Genomic DNA, 15539 nt, shown 5'->3' with positions numbered 1-15539 from the left:
TTGACCAGCGCCAATGAAGAAGTCCGGCTGGAGTACTAGGTCCTGTTTCTCGGATCATGTACGGAGCCAGATCATGAGTGCTGCGAGTGTGACGGTGCCGAGGTAGATGTAGGCGCGTTTCTCGTAGCGGGTCGCGACGGCGCGGAAGCCTTTGAGGCGGTTGATGGTGCGTTCGACGGTGTTGCGCTTCTTGTAGAGCTCGCTGTCGAAACCGGTAGGCCGACCGCCGCGTGAACCTCGGTTCTTGCGGTGTCTCTGCTGGTCGAGACGTTCGGGGATGGTGTGCCGGATTCCGCGTCGTCGCAGGTAGCGGCGGTTCTTCCGGGACGTGTAGGCCTTGTCCGCCAAGACATGGTCGGGCCGGGTGCGTGGCCGGCCGACTCCGGCTCGCGGCACCAGAACCTGTTCCAGCACCCGCTCGAGCTGGGGTCCGTCTCCGTAGTGTCCGGGTGTCAGGACGAAGGCGAGGGGCCGGCATCGTCCCTCGGCAACGAGGTGGATCTTGGTGGTGAATCCTCCGCGGGAACGTCCCAGACATTCGCCGACCTGACCACCTCCTCCAGGCGGATGGTCAGTCTCCGCAGTACCGGATCGACCTGGTTCGTCCCCCACTTGGCCCCCTTTGAGGGACGGCGGCCGGGGGCGCTTTCCTCGCACCGGCGGCGTGCTGGTGGGCTCGCACGGCTGTCGAGTCCACCGACACGTCCCAGTCGATGCCGCCCTCGGCGTCCTCGGCTACCTGGATGCGAGACAGCAGCATCTGCCAGGTTCCATCGGCTGACCAGCGACGATGTCGTTTATAGACCGTCTCCCATGGCCCGAATCGCTCCGGCAGATCCCGCCACTGCACGCCGGTCCGCACCCGGTAGAGAACCCCGTTGATCACCCGGCGGTGATCGCTCCACCGACCTCCACGCGTACCACCAGGAGGTAGGAACGACTCCAGCCGATCCCACTCCGCATTCGTCAGATCCCCACGGCCCATGAACCCAGCCTGGCCCCAACACCCCTCGCAGGTCAGGAGATCCGAGAAACAGGACCTAGAACTGAAGCAAGCAGCGGGGCCCTTCAACGTATTACCCGGTGAGAGTAATGGAGGAGGATGCGGGATTCGAACTTGTGAGGCGTTGCCCCCAAAACGCTTTCCAAATTTGTTGGTGGTCGCTCGGGCTGAGTGCGGGGGCGTTCGCCTGCGTTCATGTCCATCCGTCCGTTCGGCCGGGCTTGCCGTTGTGTCCCGGATGAACGCCGATGGCCGTTGCTGAATGAGACGGAAACCGAGACGGACGGCCACGATGTCGTGCGGTCCTCCCAGTTGGACCAATTCACGTCCAGTTGCACACATCACCATTGAGCGATTCGCCATTGTCTGCAATTGGCGTGTCGGGCAATTCTGGCATGGTCGCCCTTGCTACTGTGCGCCTCGTTGAAATCGTCCACAAAGGACCGATTCGCGTCAACTGGCGGTCGAGGGGACACGGACCATGTACGACTTTTCTCGTCGCGGACTGCTCAAGGCTACGGCGGTCGCCGGCGCCGGCGCTGTCGTCCTCCCGGGTGGTGCGGCTGTAGAGGCCCCGGGAGCGAGCGCCGTGACTGGAGGGGCCGAGAGTGTGAAGTGCCCGCCGGCGAAACTGACCGGACGCATCGTCCGTCCCGACGACCCCAACTACGCTGAAGCGAGCCTGGGCTGGGACGAGTTGTTCGTACACTATCCGCTGGTCATTGTCTACGCCCAGAAGACCCAGGATGTGGTCAACGCCCTCACGTGGGCGCGGCAGCATGACGTCGCGCTGAGGGTGCGCAGCGGCGGCCACAGCCTTGAGGGCTGGTCGAACGTGGACAACGGCATCGTGATCGATGTCAGCGAACTCAAGTCGGCTCACATCGACACCGCCGCTCGTACGGCGACGGTCGGCGCCGGGCTCAACCAGTTGGAAGCGGTGACCACGCTCGCGAAGAAGAACCTCGCGGTGACGACCGGAACGGAGGGCAGCGTAGGCCTGTCCGGCGCGACGCTCGGCGGCGGCTTCGGCTTCCTCAACCGCTATCTCGGCATGGCCTGTGACAGCCTGATCGGCGCCGAGATCGTCGTTGCGGAAGGCGGCGACTGCGCCGAGGTCATCAAGGCGGATCTGAAGAACCATTCGGACCTGCTCTGGGCGCTCCGAGGGGCAGGCAACGGCAACTTCGGGATCGTCACGTCGCTTACCTACAAAGTGGCGCCACTGAAGAGCGTCACTTATGTGCAAGCGACGTGGGACGGCCTCGGGGACCTGCACAGGGTCTTCGACACGTGGCAGCGCACGGCGCCGGTCGCCGACAACCGCCTCGGCACCCAGCTCGAAATTCACAGAAACCAGATCCTGCTGTTCGCGGTCCTCGCAGAAGGAACGCCTGCGGAGGCGAAGAAGCTGCTGGCCCCGATCCTGTCGGTCGGTCGTCCCGATGTCTCGGTGCAGGTCGGCAACTGGGGCGAGGTATACGCGGGATTCCAGATTCCGACCGCGGACGAGCCCGCGAACTGGAAGTTCTTCTCGCAGTTCACCAACAAGCCGTTCCCGAGGAAGGCGATCAGCGTGGTCGCCTCGTTCATGCGGGACGCACCGACGGACGACAGCAACTTCTTCACCCAGGCCTTCGGCGGAGCGGTCAGGAAGAGCCCCCGCGGTGGCACGGCGTTCCCTCATCGCGATGCGCTCTTCTACTCCGAGCCGGGTGCCGGCTGGGGGACCCGTGGAGAACCGGACAGCGGCGACGAGTTGACCCCGCAGGCCCAGGCCTGGATCGCCGAGTTCAGCCAGGCACTGCGGCCCTACGTGAGCGGCGCCTACGTCAACGTGCCGAACGTCGGCATGCAGGACTGGGAAACCGCCTACTGGGGATCCAACTTCGACCGGCTGCGCAAGATCAAGGCAAAGTACGATCCCCGCAACGTCTTCCAGTACGAGCAGAGCATCCCGCCCGCGTTCTGCTGATCGACAAGCCGAGCCCCCTCCCGGCCGGGAGGGGGCTCAACTATGACCCCCTCGTCCCGAACTACCGGCACGACGGTCGCCGAGGGCTGTCGGCCCAGCCACATGGGCTGCGGGGATCAGCCACGGTTGTGGGTCGTCGTGGACGCGATCACGGGATGGGAGCCCGGGGGAGCGGCCCGGATGCGCGCTCGATACATGCACATCACCAGCCCCATGCTCCGCAAGGTCGCGCAGCAAGTCGCGCACGCGCTCCGGGAGCTGCCGAAGACCGACTGAGACGGAAACCGAGACGGCCGACGTCGAAGAGCCCCACCGCAAGCGGCTCGCGTCGTTCGGCGGATGCTGCGCCCAGGCAGAATTCCTACTTGTTTGATAATGTCGGTTCCATGAGCGAGATTCCTTACAGCGTCGGCGAAGGGCCGGCCACCAGGGTCAGTCTCTCCCTCCCCGAGGGGACGGCGGAGGCGATTCGCCGACGGGTCGGCAAGCGTGAGTTCTCCGCGTTCATCACCGAAGCGGTGGAGCGCGAGCTGCGCGGTCAGATCCTGGATGAGTACCTGGCCGACTACGAACGCCGCCGGGGGCCGATCTCCGAGCACGAGCAGGAGCGGGTACGCCGGGTCTTCGACGAGGTGTTCGCCGAGGAGGGGCAGTGGCCCGCCGCAAGCTGAGCCACGAAGGCACCCTCGTTCTCGACTGCGAGGGCCTCTCGAAGTTCGTCAGTGATCACGAGCCCGTCGTCGCCCTCATCGCGGAAGCCCGCAAGCGGGGCATGGAGGTGGTCATCAGCGCACTCACCATCATTGAAGCGGTGCATCGTCGGACCGAGAAGGCGCGGCTCGCCTGGGTCCTGTCCGGCGTGCGGATCGTGCACATCGGTGATGAGGAGGCCAAGGCCGCCTCAGCCATGCTGATCAATGCTGGGCTTCATGGTCACGAATACGCCATCGACGCCGCCGTGGCCGAGATGGCGCTGCGGCAGCGCCGCCCGGTCGTCATGATCACCTCGGACATTGACGACATGACGAAGTTGTGCGGCGACAGAGTGCGCCTCGTCGCCGTGTAGTCGACGCCCAGGACCTGAACGTCAGGATGCAAGGTCGGCCCGTACGTTTTGTCCCGGCGCGGCGTAGCCGGGTCGGTGGACCAGTCGGTAGCGCCCAGGGCCGCGAACGGTGGCGTGGCCGGACGGCTCGTCCTACGTGGTGCCGTGAGGCGCAGCAGCCGCGCGTTGGCCTCGTCCGGAGCGAAACGGTCCGGGGCGAATTTCGTGGCGGACCGAAGTCCGAGCCACACCAGCATGGCGTGGTGTTCCTCATGTGCCGGGTCGGCGAGGATCACTTTGAGATCGCTGTAGCCGGGGGTGCCGTCGCAGTCCTCGGGCGGGCACGTCCCGGCACCGTCCGTGCAGTACGGACAGTGAGGCCCGGCTGAGGCTGTCTGCACCTGCTCCACGGTGATGAGGTGCTCCCAGGAGTCCCCGAAGTCGTACGTGTACACGAAGTGGGCGCCCGGTTTGAGCAGGGTGGCCAGTGTGGGGGTGCGCTCGTCGCGTAGTCCGAGTCGCCGCCGGGACGACCGTACTGGACACCGTCGATGGTAAACGCGTGCATGTGGCAGTTCTGCCGGCCCATCGCGTCCTGGATCACGGAATGAAGCCGGTCCAGGCGGATCGCGGCGGGCACCAGCAACTGCCGCCAAACCGGGGGGTCGTCTACGTCGGCGAGCTCGACGAGGATCCGCAACACGGCGTCGCCGGGCTCGGGCTCGCCGCGCATCCGGGCCGTCTCGGTACGGCCGTCCGTCGTCAACTTGACCCATACATAGGTGGGATGGGCAGCACCCAGGGGGACCAGGGCCTTCAGGACCCGTTGGATGTCGTGGTCGTTGGCGGTATGCAGATGCCCCAGGCGGTCGGCAGCAGGCGCCCGCCCGCGGTCCGCAGCAGTCGTGCCGCCTTCGCCCACTCGACCAGCAGTGTGAGGTGGTACAGCTCCTCGCTGGATTTCGCCTTGAACGTACGGTCCCCGATCACCGGGTCCATCCGGTCGCCGGTGTCCAGAACCTCCACCAGTGCTCGCGCGTCGGCAAGCGTCACACGGCCGGTCTGGGTCAGCTTGCGGCCCGCGCCGACCCAACCGACCAGCGCTCGCACCTGCTCGACGGTCCCGCCCACTGTCTCACCCATGCCGACCTGCTTGTTCCGCTTCGCATCCCGTATCACTCGAACCCAGGACGGCAGCACCGCCGGCGCACCCTGTGCTTCGCATGGGGCGACACGGAGGTGCCAGACTGTGACGGTGACAACACGCGACGAGGAACTGCTGGCCCGGGTCCGGGAGATGAGGGAGCGCGGCAGCGCGCCGAAGCAGATCGCGAAGGCGCTGGGGCTACGCCCGGCTCAGGCGACCGCGCTGGTCAGACGGGTTGCCGAGGCGGCACTGGGGAACATCGCGCCGGATGAGCGGCCGGTGGTGGGCTGCTGGGTCAACGCGGGCTGGAGCGCGGGACTGGACATGGCCAAAGCCCCGGACTGGGCGGCGGCCGACCCTCTCGGCCAGGAGCCGGACCCGGGCACGGGCGGCTTCGCCCAGATTCTCCTGGCCCGCCAGGAACGTGCCAGCAGGGTGACAGTCACCGGGTTCCTGGTGGACGTCTACTGCCTGGGAGTCAAGAACGTCACCGACCCCGAGGTGATGGGGTCCGGATCCCTGACCACCTACGTACCGGTGTACTACTCGGCCTTCGATCATCGGCCGCTGCCGATCGGCGTGGAGCAGGCGCAGACGATCGTGCACGATGCGGTCGCCTACGCCCGCGGTCTTGGCTTCGAGCCCGCGGGCGGCTTCGCGGACGCAGCAGTGCACCTGGGTGCCCCGACCGGCGACCGGCCCGTCATCGGCTTCGGCAGGGACGGCAAGCCGTTCTACCTCTCCGGCCCCTACGACAACCCGCGCAAGATGGTCCAGACCCTCGAGCGCACCTGCGGTCCGGACAACTACGACTACGTTGCCCATCTGTAGGAACGGGACGCGAGCGGCACGAAGCGGGGAGCACGAGCAGTGATACCGGGCGAACAGCAAAAGGAGCCCAGCGGCGCTCCACGGGTCCGGCACACCGAGCACGAGGCGCAGGTCAACCTGCTGACGGTGCTGCGCCTGTGTATGACGCAGAAGCTGCGGTGCAGCGAAAAGACCCGCCGCCCCAGCACCGCCACCGTCTCGGCGGTCGCCGACGTCCTGGACGGCGGCGACTTCTATCCGCACGAGGCCATCGCGGCCTTCGCCTGGCCGATGCTGCTCCAGGCAGGCGGCCTCGCCCAGCTCACCGGCGGTCGGCTGGTGCTGACCACGCGCGGACGGGCCGCGCTGACCCGGCCACCGCACCTGACCATTCCTCAGCTGTGGCAACGCTGGCTGAACAACAGCCTCCTGGACGAGTTTTCCCGCGTCGAGGAGATCAAGGGTCAGCGCTCGGCGAACGTCCTGAGCGCCGCCAAACCGCGCCGCAAGCTCGTCGGCCAAGCGCTGGCCGGCCTCACCCCGGGCGCGTGGATGTCCATCGACGGCCTGTTCACAGACATGCGCGCGGCCGGACTGGATCCAGTCGTCCACCGCAGTGAACGCGCACTGTGGAAGCTGTACCTGGAGGATCCGCAATACGGCAGCCTCGGCTACGACGGCCACCACGGCTGGTCCCTCCTCCAGGGCCGGTACACCCTGGCGGTGCTCTTCGAGTACGCCGCCACGCTCGGCCTCATCGACATCGAGTACGTCCCCCCGGCGGGCGCCCGCGATGACTACCGGGACAACTGGGGTGGCGACTACCTCGACCAGCTCTGCCGCTACGACGGCCTGTCCGCACTCCGCCTCAATCCCCTGGGCGCCCACGCCGCCGGCCTCACGGGCGACTACGCCCCTGCCCAAGACCCCGGCTCGGCCGTCCCGACGGGCAGCGTCACCATCCTGGCGAACTTCGACATCGTCGCCTTCGACGGGCTGCCCTCCGCCGACACACTTCTCCTGGACGCCTTCTCCGACCGGAAAACCGAACAGGTCTGGACGCTCACCACCGCTTCTCTTCTGCACGCCCTCGACCGCGGGCACACCCTCGACGAGCTCCGTGGCTACCTGGACCAGGCCGCCTCGCACCCCGTGCCCCAGACCGTCACCACCCTGCTCGATGACACTGGCCGTCGCACCGGCCGACTCCGCGATGCAGGTCAGACCCATCTCATCGAATGCGCGGACGAGACACTGGCAGCCCTCATCGTCAGCGACCGCCGCCTGCGCGTGCTGTGTACCCGAATCGGCGAGCGCCACCTTGCGGTCTCCCCCGACCGTCTGCCGGCGTTCCGCAAGGCCGCCCTGGCCCTGGGCTACCCGCTGGCCTGATGGCACGAGGAGAGCCGCTTCGGGGCCCCTCTGGCCGAGGCCGGGCCGCACGTCGTTGCGTGACCACTGATTGTCGGCAGGGGGCGCGTTCGCCGCATGGGCGAAATGTCTTGAATGTCGGAAATGGCTGAGACCGAGACTGAGACCACCAACGTCGAAGGCCCCCGCAGCGAACTGCGGGGGCCTTCGACGTATTGCCCGGTGAGAGCAATGGCGGAGGATACGAGATTCGAACTCGTGAGGGGTTGCCCCCAACACGCTTTCCAAATGTTCGCCTGGAGGTTCGACGGTGTGCGCCGGTGTTCTGACCTGCGGTGGAGTCTGCTGCGGCGGGCTCCCCGAACAGTGCTGTACATCAGTGAATGCAACCCAAAATGCAACCATGGCTCCGCTGGTTTGACGAGCCAGTCCGCTGCCGCCGGGCCAGCATCTCCGACGACATCGTCCATCAGGAGAAGTAGCGGCTCGCGCTCGGGCTGCTGGACAACGTGACCGGTTGGGTACTGACCGCCTCGGTCGTGGGCGCGGATGCGGGCTACGGCGTCAGAACCCCCTTCCGCCACGGCCTTGAGGAACGGGGCTGCCGTACGCGAAGGAGGGCCAGTGGGCGGCAGCCGCCTTCGCTGGCGAGGGGGATCTTGCACGTCAGGCCGGCCTGAGACCGGCCAGGACCCTGTCGAGTGGATGCCGCCGCTGCACGAGGCGTACTGCCGGTACGTGGGTGAGTGGACGGCCCCCAGCTCCGTGGGGGACCAGACAGAGGTCGATACCCTCGCGGTGTACGTGGAGACATGCGAGCCCAGTGTCGTCCGCGTCCCCCGCTCCGTAGCAGGCGTCCTGCAGGGAGGGCGCAGTCCCCCGGGAGTCACCGGGTGTCACGGGCCGCCGAGGCGGCCGACCTGCCAGTGCCCCCGGCCCGTGGCGTCCACGAACATCGGGTGGGTGTCCAGCACATCCAGGACGGCGGCCATCTGTTCCTTGTGGTTGGAGCCGGGGACGGCCTCGCTCAGGCGCTGCACGATCGCCGTGCGGGTCTGGGGCTCCCGGCACTCGGTAACTGTCCGGGCGACCTTGTGTAGAAGCGTGTCGCCGGGCGTACCCAGCTCTGCCTTACACCACCGGTTCTCACCGAGAGTGTGCCGCGCGGCATGTGCGGCCAGCCGCGTGGAGGCATGCTCAAGCACCATGGGGAGCACCGGCGTCCGCTGTACTGGGACTTTCGGGCGCTTCCTCTTTCGCGAGTCCCAGTACAGCGCCCCGACCAGGGCCCCGCTCGCCACGACCAACGCCAGCTGCTTCCGCTCGCTGAGCTGGGCCACCGCAGCTTTGGCCAGGTAGCCGGTCATGTTCGCCGCGATACTGGCCTGCCGTTCCAGGTCGGCCATCCGTCCTTCCGTCACCCCCACGTGCCCCAGAGCCGCGCGGAGGGCAACGTAGTCAGCGTCCGCGAGCCCGCTGTCGACCAGGTCCGAGTCGGTCCCGATGACGACCACCGGGGCGATCACCCCTGCCAGCAGCAGCATCGGGACATCGGAGGCGTCTCGTCCCGCGAGGACCTGAGCTTGAGGGGTCATTGGTAGACCAGCGGCGTCCACGACGTACAGGACAGGTGCGTACCGGGAGTGCCACAGCTCCAGCGCCCGCCCCAGGTCGAACCGGCCGCCCTCCCGGTGTCGGTCGGCCAGAACTCGCGGTACTTCCTCCCACACGTGAATAGGGATCAGGCACCGCACCGTCCCCGCCCGCGCCCCGGCGACGAACGACGACGGGTCCCGCCGCCGGGTGGCAGCGATGATGTCCGAGGTCAGCACAGACGTGTCCAGTAGCGCGCGGCGTAGCGGCCCGCGCTGGTACAGAGTGCGCCGCACGGGCGGCGGCAGGTCGTTCATCTGCGCATCTTAGTGGGGGTGTTGACCGGCCGGTGCGGGATTTCGGTCCTGTGCGCGGGCGGCACCGCCCCTCCGGAGAGCGGCGCTCTGCAGCGCGGCTACTGGAGGACCGGGGGAGGGTTCCTCCAGGTCCCCCTCACCAGGATGCTCGCAGGTGTCCCGACGAGGTGGGGCGCCCAGCCCGCCTGGCTCATGGCCGTACTCCAGCGGAACTGGCGGGTGCAGCAGTTGTTGGTGCAGCCGAGCTCTCTGGCCAGGCCAACCGTGGTGAGCACCGCGTACTGGAGGAGCACACTTACGGCGTTGGTCGCGTGGTGTGCGTGGATGGAGATCTTGCCGCCTGTGGTTTGGCCTGCGATCCCAGGGCTGTGGACCTTGAGTTGTCCCTTGTCCTGGTGGGCGAAACCATGGCGGACTTTGACCATCGTGTCCAAGAACGTGAACGCGTCTGCCCCAGCCAGTTGCGCGGTGCCGCTGGGCCAAGTGTTGGTCCCCCCGGTCTCGCTCTCTGATACCCGAACTTGCCAGTCCCAGGCGGCCATCGGGTCATACCGGAAGAAGGTCCAGAACAGTTTCCGCAGGTTGGTGGGGCTGGGAGTCTGGACCATGCCGTTGGGGCCGGCGACGGTGTACCACTCCTTCCGCGGAGGTTTAGCCGACGGATAGTGCTCCTGAGCTGTTATGGCGAGGTCTTCGGTGAAGGCTTCGAGTGCGCCGACGGCCGCGACGACCACGGCCCGGTTCAGAGCGGAGTGCTCCGCTCCGGGCTGGCCGTTGCCCCCTTTGCCCTGTGCCTGGCGCTCGGTGGTCTTCCGGGTGAGGCGTTCCTGGGTCGCCCGGTGGATGAGCTGCGCGTCCCGGAGATAGTCGGTCATCTTGTCCAGTGGGGGCTGGAGAGGGTGCAGCAGGCGTGCCACGCGGAGTCCTTCGGGGAGTGCGGTGTAGCGGGACCTCGGATCCTAGGTCCGCGCGGCCCGGTGCGACCCATCGCTGTTGAGAGAGAGGTTCGAAGTCTCAACTCGTCTTCGCAGCTGCCTCGTTGGTCCCCACTTTTGAGATAGGGCAGCTGAAGACCCACGGTCCTGCCGGGGAAGGCAACGGAACGTCTGGAGTACGGGGAGCATCTCAGCCGAGCAGTTCGGTCACCAGTTGATCCAGTTCCTCGGCGTCGGGGGAGGAGAGAAGGAAGTCCCGCAGGGTGCGACGGATCTTGATGTAGCTGCTTTCCCTGTCGAACTGCAGCTCAGCGATCCGCCCCGCTTCCGCTTCCCCCAGCTCGGCAATCCGTACGTGCTTGGGGTCGGATGGGTCGAAGTCGGGGATGGGCAGTTCCCACACGGCCTTGTCGATGTGCCGCTCGTCCTTGCCGTAGGACATCAGCGGGCGGACGGCTTCCGTGAGGCGTGGAGCGTTGAGGAGCGCAAGGAGGTACATGCCCTCCTGCCGTGTGGCAACCGCAGCCCAGTACAGGACGTGCTCAATAATCGCGTTCGGATCGTCCACCAGGGCGGCAGAGACGTGCATTCCGGATGCGCCGTACACCACACGCAGGGGCGCTCCGGGGAGCTGTTCAGTCAGTTTTTTCCGGAAGTTGAGCTGTTCGGTCAGAGAAAGCCGTTCGCTGGAGCGGTTGTCATCCCAGAGTCGTTCGGCGTCACGCCACCAGATCGCCAGGTCTGGATATCGGTCGAGGTGGTCGTGTTCGCCGTCCATGAGGGTATTCGTCCCCTCGATGGGCAGGACGACCTTATCGGCGCCCATAACCCGGTAGGGGACGACGTGCTCGCCGAGCAGAACGGGCCGGACGAACTGCTTCTCGACCGATCCTTCCCGGTCGGGGAGTTCCTTCCAAGGCTTCTTCTCCAGAGTGCTGCGCTGGGAGCGGACTGACACTCGGCCGCCGCCGAGGCCGAGAGAATTGGCAGCCTGCTCCTTGACGAAGAAGAGGACCTTCGGGACAACGGTAGCCCCTTGCCCGAACCGATCCCGGTAGGGCGAGCTGATCAACCCTTCCTTGGGGTAGCGGAGATCGCCCGCCTTTCGGGTGATCCAGCCCTTGGCGTGTTCCCAGCGAGCTGCGCTCTTGGCGATCTTCCCGGTCCAGATCTCGGTCTGCTTTGGCAGTGCGACGGCACTGTTGCCCTGTTGTCCGATGGCAAGGGGGCGCCGGCGGCCGAAGACTACGGCAGCGGCACGGGGAAAGAAGTGTGGGCGAAGTCGGCGCAGGTCCCAGGAACCAGTGAAGTTGACCTTGACGGGATGGTCGGGGTCCGCCCATTCCCCGCTGCGGAAGCCAGCCCAGTACGGTCGGTCCAGGACCGGGTTGGGGACGACGAAGGCGAACGCCCCGTCTGCGCGAAGATACTGCTGCACGGTCCGGGCGATGAACAGACCGGACAGGTCCTGGTGGGTGGCGACCTCGAAGCCGCTCCACAGGCCACGGGCCTGCATCATGTCTTTGAAGGTCTTCTGCATGTCGGCCGACATGTGCCGATAGGAGAGCCAGGGTGGGTTGCCGATGAGGACGTCTACGCGGTTTTCAGCGCGCGACAGCCACATGGGGCGGGCCAGGTTGCGAACGTAGTAGGACCAGATGTGGTTGCGGCCATCGTCGACCAGGTCGCAAAGGACGCGGAAGTTCTCCGTCAGTTCGTCACGATCGTCACTGTCTGTGACTCCATGCCGGTTGAAGACAGCACCGAGTGAAGGCACCTTTCGCTTAGTTCGGTGCGGGTCGGCCGCCTTGTCGGCAAGTTCGTTGACGATCGCGTCGAAGCGACTGGCATCCTTCAGCAAGGCTTCGGAGAAGCGAAGTTCGTTGGTGAAGAGCTGGTTTCCCGTGCCGGTCTGAATGACGAGGTGGCCGTGGTCGATGAGGTCAGTGCGCCGCCCCCACTGGATACTGTCGCCCAGGTAGACAGGGACGCTTATGGGACCGCGTTCCTCAGAGGTGAGCGTGTCGCGGCCGATAGCGAGAAGGTAGGTTACGCGGGCCAGTGCCACAGCGACAGGGTGTAGGTCGATGCCGGCTACATGGTCGTGCAGGCCGTCCAATGCTTCGCGCAATGGCCGTCCAGCGTCTTGCGCGGCAGCCAGGTAACGTCGGACGCCGTGGAAGAGGAATGTGCCGGAGCCGCATGACGGGTCCATGATCCGCTGATGCAGTGGATCGGAAACAGCTTCGGCTACCGTGGCTTCGGCCAACCAGTCCGGCGTGTAGTACTCCCCCTGCTTCTTACGGGTCTCCGGGGCGATCACCGACTCGTACAGAACTTTCAGTACGTCGTGTTCGACCTTCGACCAGTCGAAACCGGCGAGGCGGCGGGCCAGATCTTGGACGAAGCCCTCGCCGCCCTCGGTTTCCAGGGGCCAGCCGAAGAAGTCCGATTCGACCACACCTGAGATCCTCGCCCGTGCGAAGAGCTGACCGTAGACCAGCGAGGCGGGTGAGGTGTCCTTCACATCGATGCCCATCACCGCGTGGGCGATGATTGAGGCCGTGTTCACCAAGAGCGTGTGTTCGATGAACAGATCATCGCTGTCCTCGAACTGGGCACCCAGTGCATCACGTAGCAGACGTGCCCACAGATCGCGCTTCAGCTGGACGGTCGGCCGACTCTTGTTCTCCTCGTACAACGCGGCCAGGACCGCCTTGTCGATGGAGTGTGCAACGCTGTCCGCTCCAAGGCGGGTAGCGATGGCATCTGGAGTGGGGGCCGCGCCCTCGGACGTTGCCAGGACGCCCTCGAGCCAACGGACCAGGGTGAGCGCGTTGCCGTTGCGTTCCCGCGCATCGAGACGGTTCACCTCGTTCAGCTCGTTGTTGACCAGCGCATAGGCACGCCAGTCGGCACCGTCGGTGAGGATGCCGACGTGCCGCCGCTCGCGCTGCTCCGTCCGAGCCCGCACATACTTAGCCAGCTGCTCGATCGCGTCCTTGCGGATCTTCGGCCGACTGATGTCCTTCTTGACCTCGACGACGGTCGCGCCCATCTCAATATCGATGCGGTGCCCGGTGCCGTCGCCCACTTGCGCTTCCAACACAGGAATCAGAAGGTCCTGCTCGCCGAGGTTGAGGTCTGCGTCCATCAGGAACTGGCGGATGTCAGCCTGCAGTGTCGCCTCGGCGCGAACAGCCTTGCGCTCGATGACACGCTTAAACACGGTTTCGAGTGCGGTGGGCGAAGAGGGGACGGAGAGCGTCACGGCGAGAGCTCCAAGAGCATCATGGTGTACAGGGCAGCGAGGGAAAGTGTGGTCCAGTCGACCATTGTCGTGCAGGGGCGGGTGTCAGCACAGCCCTGCTGAGCGAATCCGTATTTTCTACTTGCCGCAGGTCCAGTTCCCTTTCCCTGCACAGGAACGGCGGCGGGAGCTGGCTGTCCCGTCGGAATCCTGGCATACGACTGACTTCGGCTCTTGCAGGGCATGGAATGGGCCATGGGCGAAACGATGCTGACGTGGGCGACGCAGGTAGCCGAAAGGGAGCTCAGTGACGCGCTTCCCCGGCGGTGGGCGCATTCGCAGGGCGTGGCGGCACGTGCTGCCGGGCTCGGCCCGGCCCTGACAGCGGACGTGGAGCTGTTGATTGCTGCTGCTGTGCTGCACGACGTGGGATACGCGCCCCGGCTGGCGGAGACGGGGTTCCACCCGCTCGACGGGGCGCGGTTTCTCCGGGACGAGCACGGTGCTGATGAGCGGCTGGTCCGGTTGGTAGCGAACCATTCGTTCGCGCTGTTGGAAGCCGAGGAGCGCGGGCTGATGCGGGTTCTGGAACGCGAGTTCCCCTTGCTGGATGAGGGGCTACTTGTGGACGCGCTCGTATACTGCGACATGACAACGACGCCCGATGGCGAGAGAACCACTGCAGCTGAGCGGGTGGCGGAGATCGTGAGCCGCTACGGGGTGGACAGCCTCGTGGGGCGGTTCATCCGCAGGGCGGAGCCGGACATCTGTGCAGCCGTCGGCCGGGTGGAAGCGGCATTGGTCGCTCAGCCCAGGTAGGGGTACGTGCCGGCGAGGTAGTCGCCGATCTGCTGGCGCATGCTGGGATGGATGTCGTACTCGTCCAGGTCGCTCGGCAGGACGTAACGGACCCCGTCGGCCTCGTCGTTGATCGTGGGCTCGCCGCCCACCGGGCGGCCGATGTAGGTGTTCTCGTACTGCTGGCGAATCTCACCGTCGGTGTAGGCCACGATGTGGTTCGGGTTCGTGTAGACCCCCAGGAACCCCGTGACCTCGGCGATGATCCCGGTCTCTTCCAGGCATTCCCGCACGGCGCACTGGGCCGCCGTCTCGCCGATGTCCTGGGCTCCTCCGGGCAGGGCCCATTGGCCGGTGTCCCGGCGGCGTTGGAGCAGTATGGCGCCGTCGTCGTCGACGACGAGCAGGTTATTGGCGGGGATGAGCGTGTTCGCCTTGGGGGCCTTGGGGTCGTTGTAGTACTCAGTCCTGCCCATGTGGCGAGGGCTCCTCCTGGTCTGGTGTCCAGGGCCGTGCGGTGGCCCAGACAGCTTCGAAACTCTGAGCGTAGTTGTCGAACCAGCCCGCCGTGTCTGCTCTGCGGAGATGGAGGAGGGGGTTGGCGCTGGCCGGCTGGCCCCAGACGTGCGGGTTGATCAGAAGGTCATCGTCGTACCGGAACATGGAGGTGTAGAGCGTGGTGTCGTGCAGCCTCACCTCGCATCCGGCCTCGGACAACAAGGGCCGGTAGTAGGTCAGGGAGGCACGGATCTTGGCGGCGAGTGTGTCGCCGATTCCCTCTTCGTGGCCCCGGATTGCTGCCGCCTGGCCCTTCGAGTCGCCGAAGCAGAGCCGCACTCGCACCCCGCTCGACGCGCGCTCGGCGAGCATCTTGGCGACGTGGGGGTTGGACTGGGCGAAGAAGGTGCCGGAGAAAACGAGGACGCTGATCTGTTCCTGGGCGCCGTCGAGCAGCGACAGCCACGTGTCGCGCGGGACGCTCGCCCGGTTCTGGTAGGTCCCGATCAGCTCCTGTCCTGAACCAGTGAGCTGCTGCTGCGTGCTCGGCGCCGGTGCGGGCCAGAGGAACAGTTCCTCCACCCGTAAGTGCTTGGCCACGCGGAAGCGGTGGCGAGGATGGGGAACGCGTCCGCCGAGCCACCGGCCAACGGTCTTGGGGTCCACCTCGCAGACTTCGGCGAGTGATTCGGGTGGGATGCCGCGCTGGGCGAGCACGGAGTGCAATCGCTCGTTCACAGACGCCATACAAGCCGAGACCGGTCAGGAGCGGCAAGGACGTTTCGGGACGTTCCACG

14 protein-coding genes and 3 pseudogenes are annotated in these 15539 nt (G+C 66.3%); 7 read left to right on the top strand and 10 right to left on the bottom strand.

Features of this window, described 5'->3' with window-relative positions; translation table 11 throughout:
* Window positions 1-54 precede the first annotated feature (54 nt).
* Window positions 55-985, bottom strand: a protein-coding gene (locus OG322_RS17370) for an IS5 family transposase (protein WP_443066535.1) whose coding sequence is annotated in 2 segments (ribosomal slippage) — window positions 55-649 and window positions 648-985 — 933 coding nt in all. Because the reading frame shifts where the segments join, the coding sequence is not laid out codon by codon here.
* 628 nt (window positions 986-1613) lie between these two features.
* Here OG322_RS17370 and OG322_RS17365 point away from each other — a divergent pair.
* From OG322_RS17365 to OG322_RS17355, 3 genes are all read left to right on the top strand, one after another.
* Entirely contained in the window at window positions 1614-2978 is a 1365-nt protein-coding gene (locus OG322_RS17365; RefSeq protein ID WP_329306636.1) for an FAD-binding oxidoreductase, read from the top strand.
* A gap of 386 nt (window positions 2979-3364) precedes the next feature.
* Window positions 3365-3649: a hypothetical protein gene (locus OG322_RS17360; RefSeq protein WP_123460560.1), complete on the top strand. Its 285-nt coding sequence runs from the start codon at window positions 3365-3367 to the stop codon at window positions 3647-3649.
* Window positions 3631-4044: a DNA-binding protein gene (locus OG322_RS17355; protein ID WP_124284569.1), complete on the top strand. Its 414-nt coding sequence runs from the start codon at window positions 3631-3633 to the stop codon at window positions 4042-4044. Before OG322_RS17360 ends, OG322_RS17355 begins: the two co-directional genes overlap by 19 nt.
* A gap of 233 nt (window positions 4045-4277) precedes the next feature.
* On the opposite strand, the pseudogene OG322_RS17350 reads toward OG322_RS17355, so the two are convergent.
* The 3 genes and pseudogenes from OG322_RS17350 to OG322_RS17340 all read right to left on the bottom strand — a co-directional run.
* Window positions 4278-4679 (bottom strand): annotated as a pseudogene (locus tag OG322_RS17350) (plasmid pRiA4b ORF-3 family protein); the annotation flags it as partial.
* Window positions 4613-4756 (bottom strand): annotated as a pseudogene (locus tag OG322_RS17345) (IS1096 element passenger TnpR family protein); the annotation flags it as partial. The pseudogenes OG322_RS17345 and OG322_RS17350, both read right to left, overlap by 67 nt.
* 83 nt (window positions 4757-4839) lie before the next feature.
* The gene (locus tag OG322_RS17340; RefSeq protein ID WP_241200079.1) at window positions 4840-5166 is read right to left on the bottom strand and encodes a hypothetical protein; all 327 of its coding nucleotides are present in this window, start codon (window positions 5164-5166) and stop codon (window positions 4840-4842) included.
* Between the two features lie 112 nt (window positions 5167-5278).
* Here OG322_RS17340 and OG322_RS17335 point away from each other — a divergent pair, with 112 nt between their 5' ends.
* The 3 genes from OG322_RS17335 (at window position 5279) to OG322_RS41575 (ending at window position 8031) form a co-directional block, all read left to right on the top strand.
* Window positions 5279-6001: a hypothetical protein gene (locus OG322_RS17335; protein ID WP_206432343.1), complete on the top strand. Its 723-nt coding sequence runs from the start codon at window positions 5279-5281 to the stop codon at window positions 5999-6001.
* A 39-nt stretch (window positions 6002-6040) separates the two neighbouring features.
* A complete protein-coding gene (locus OG322_RS17330; protein ID WP_329306635.1) occupies window positions 6041-7372 on the top strand; it encodes a helicase-associated domain-containing protein in 1332 nt (443 codons plus the stop codon).
* A 488-nt stretch (window positions 7373-7860) separates the two neighbouring features.
* Complete coding sequence (locus tag OG322_RS41575) at window positions 7861-8031, top strand: hypothetical protein (protein ID WP_443066550.1); 171 nt, start codon at window positions 7861-7863, stop codon at window positions 8029-8031.
* On the opposite strand, the pseudogene OG322_RS41570 reads toward OG322_RS41575, so the two are convergent.
* The 4 genes and pseudogenes from OG322_RS41570 to OG322_RS17310 all read right to left on the bottom strand — a co-directional run.
* Window positions 7965-8119, bottom strand: a pseudogene (locus tag OG322_RS41570) (IS5/IS1182 family transposase); the annotation flags it as partial. The gene OG322_RS41575 and the pseudogene OG322_RS41570 overlap by 67 nt on opposite strands.
* A 128-nt stretch (window positions 8120-8247) precedes the next feature.
* Window positions 8248-9261, bottom strand: coding sequence for a PIN domain-containing protein (locus OG322_RS17320; protein ID WP_329306634.1), 1014 nt, complete (start codon window positions 9259-9261; stop codon window positions 8248-8250).
* 98 nt (window positions 9262-9359) lie between these two features.
* Window positions 9360-10136: a hypothetical protein gene (locus OG322_RS17315; RefSeq protein ID WP_329306633.1), complete on the bottom strand. Its 777-nt coding sequence runs from the start codon at window positions 10134-10136 to the stop codon at window positions 9360-9362.
* A gap of 250 nt (window positions 10137-10386) precedes the next feature.
* Window positions 10387-13467 carry an N-6 DNA methylase gene (locus OG322_RS17310; RefSeq protein WP_329306632.1) on the bottom strand — a complete coding sequence of 1027 codons (3081 nt, stop codon included), beginning with the start codon at window positions 13465-13467 and terminating at the stop codon, window positions 10387-10389.
* Between the two features lie 234 nt (window positions 13468-13701).
* On the opposite strand from OG322_RS17310, the gene OG322_RS17305 reads away from it, so the two are divergent.
* The gene (locus tag OG322_RS17305) at window positions 13702-14265 is read left to right on the top strand and encodes an HD domain-containing protein (protein WP_329306631.1); all 564 of its coding nucleotides are present in this window, start codon (window positions 13702-13704) and stop codon (window positions 14263-14265) included.
* Here OG322_RS17305 and OG322_RS17300 read toward each other — a convergent pair.
* Together OG322_RS17300 and OG322_RS17295 are read right to left on the bottom strand one after the other, a co-directional pair.
* Window positions 14253-14720 carry an NUDIX hydrolase gene (locus tag OG322_RS17300; RefSeq protein WP_329306630.1) on the bottom strand — a complete coding sequence of 156 codons (468 nt, stop codon included), beginning with the start codon at window positions 14718-14720 and terminating at the stop codon, window positions 14253-14255. The genes OG322_RS17305 and OG322_RS17300 overlap by 13 nt on opposite strands.
* Window positions 14707-15480 carry an XRE family transcriptional regulator gene (locus tag OG322_RS17295; RefSeq protein ID WP_329306629.1) on the bottom strand — a complete coding sequence of 258 codons (774 nt, stop codon included), beginning with the start codon at window positions 15478-15480 and terminating at the stop codon, window positions 14707-14709. Before OG322_RS17295 ends, OG322_RS17300 begins: the two co-directional genes overlap by 14 nt.
* Window positions 15481-15539 lie beyond the last annotated feature (59 nt).

It is taken from the genome of Streptomyces sp. NBC_01260, assembly GCF_036226405.1.
Taxonomy (GTDB): domain Bacteria; phylum Actinomycetota; class Actinomycetes; order Streptomycetales; family Streptomycetaceae; genus Streptomyces; species Streptomyces laculatispora.
This window is presented reverse-complemented; position numbering and strand designations above follow the sequence as displayed.

Coding starts and splice junctions, on each gene's coding strand:
- OG322_RS17320 (WP_329306634.1), bottom strand. CDS start 9,261: ATGAACGACCTGCCGCCGCCCGTGCGGCGCACTCTGTACCAGCGCGGG.
- OG322_RS17300 (WP_329306630.1), bottom strand. CDS start 14,720: ATGGGCAGGACTGAGTACTACAACGACCCCAAGGCCCCCAAGGCGAAC.
- OG322_RS17305 (WP_329306631.1), top strand. CDS start 13,702: ATGGGCGAAACGATGCTGACGTGGGCGACGCAGGTAGCCGAAAGGGAG.
- OG322_RS17360 (WP_123460560.1), top strand. CDS start 3,365: ATGAGCGAGATTCCTTACAGCGTCGGCGAAGGGCCGGCCACCAGGGTC.
- OG322_RS17340 (WP_241200079.1), bottom strand. CDS start 5,166: ATGGGTGAGACAGTGGGCGGGACCGTCGAGCAGGTGCGAGCGCTGGTC.
- OG322_RS17315 (WP_329306633.1), bottom strand. CDS start 10,136: ATGACCGACTATCTCCGGGACGCGCAGCTCATCCACCGGGCGACCCAG.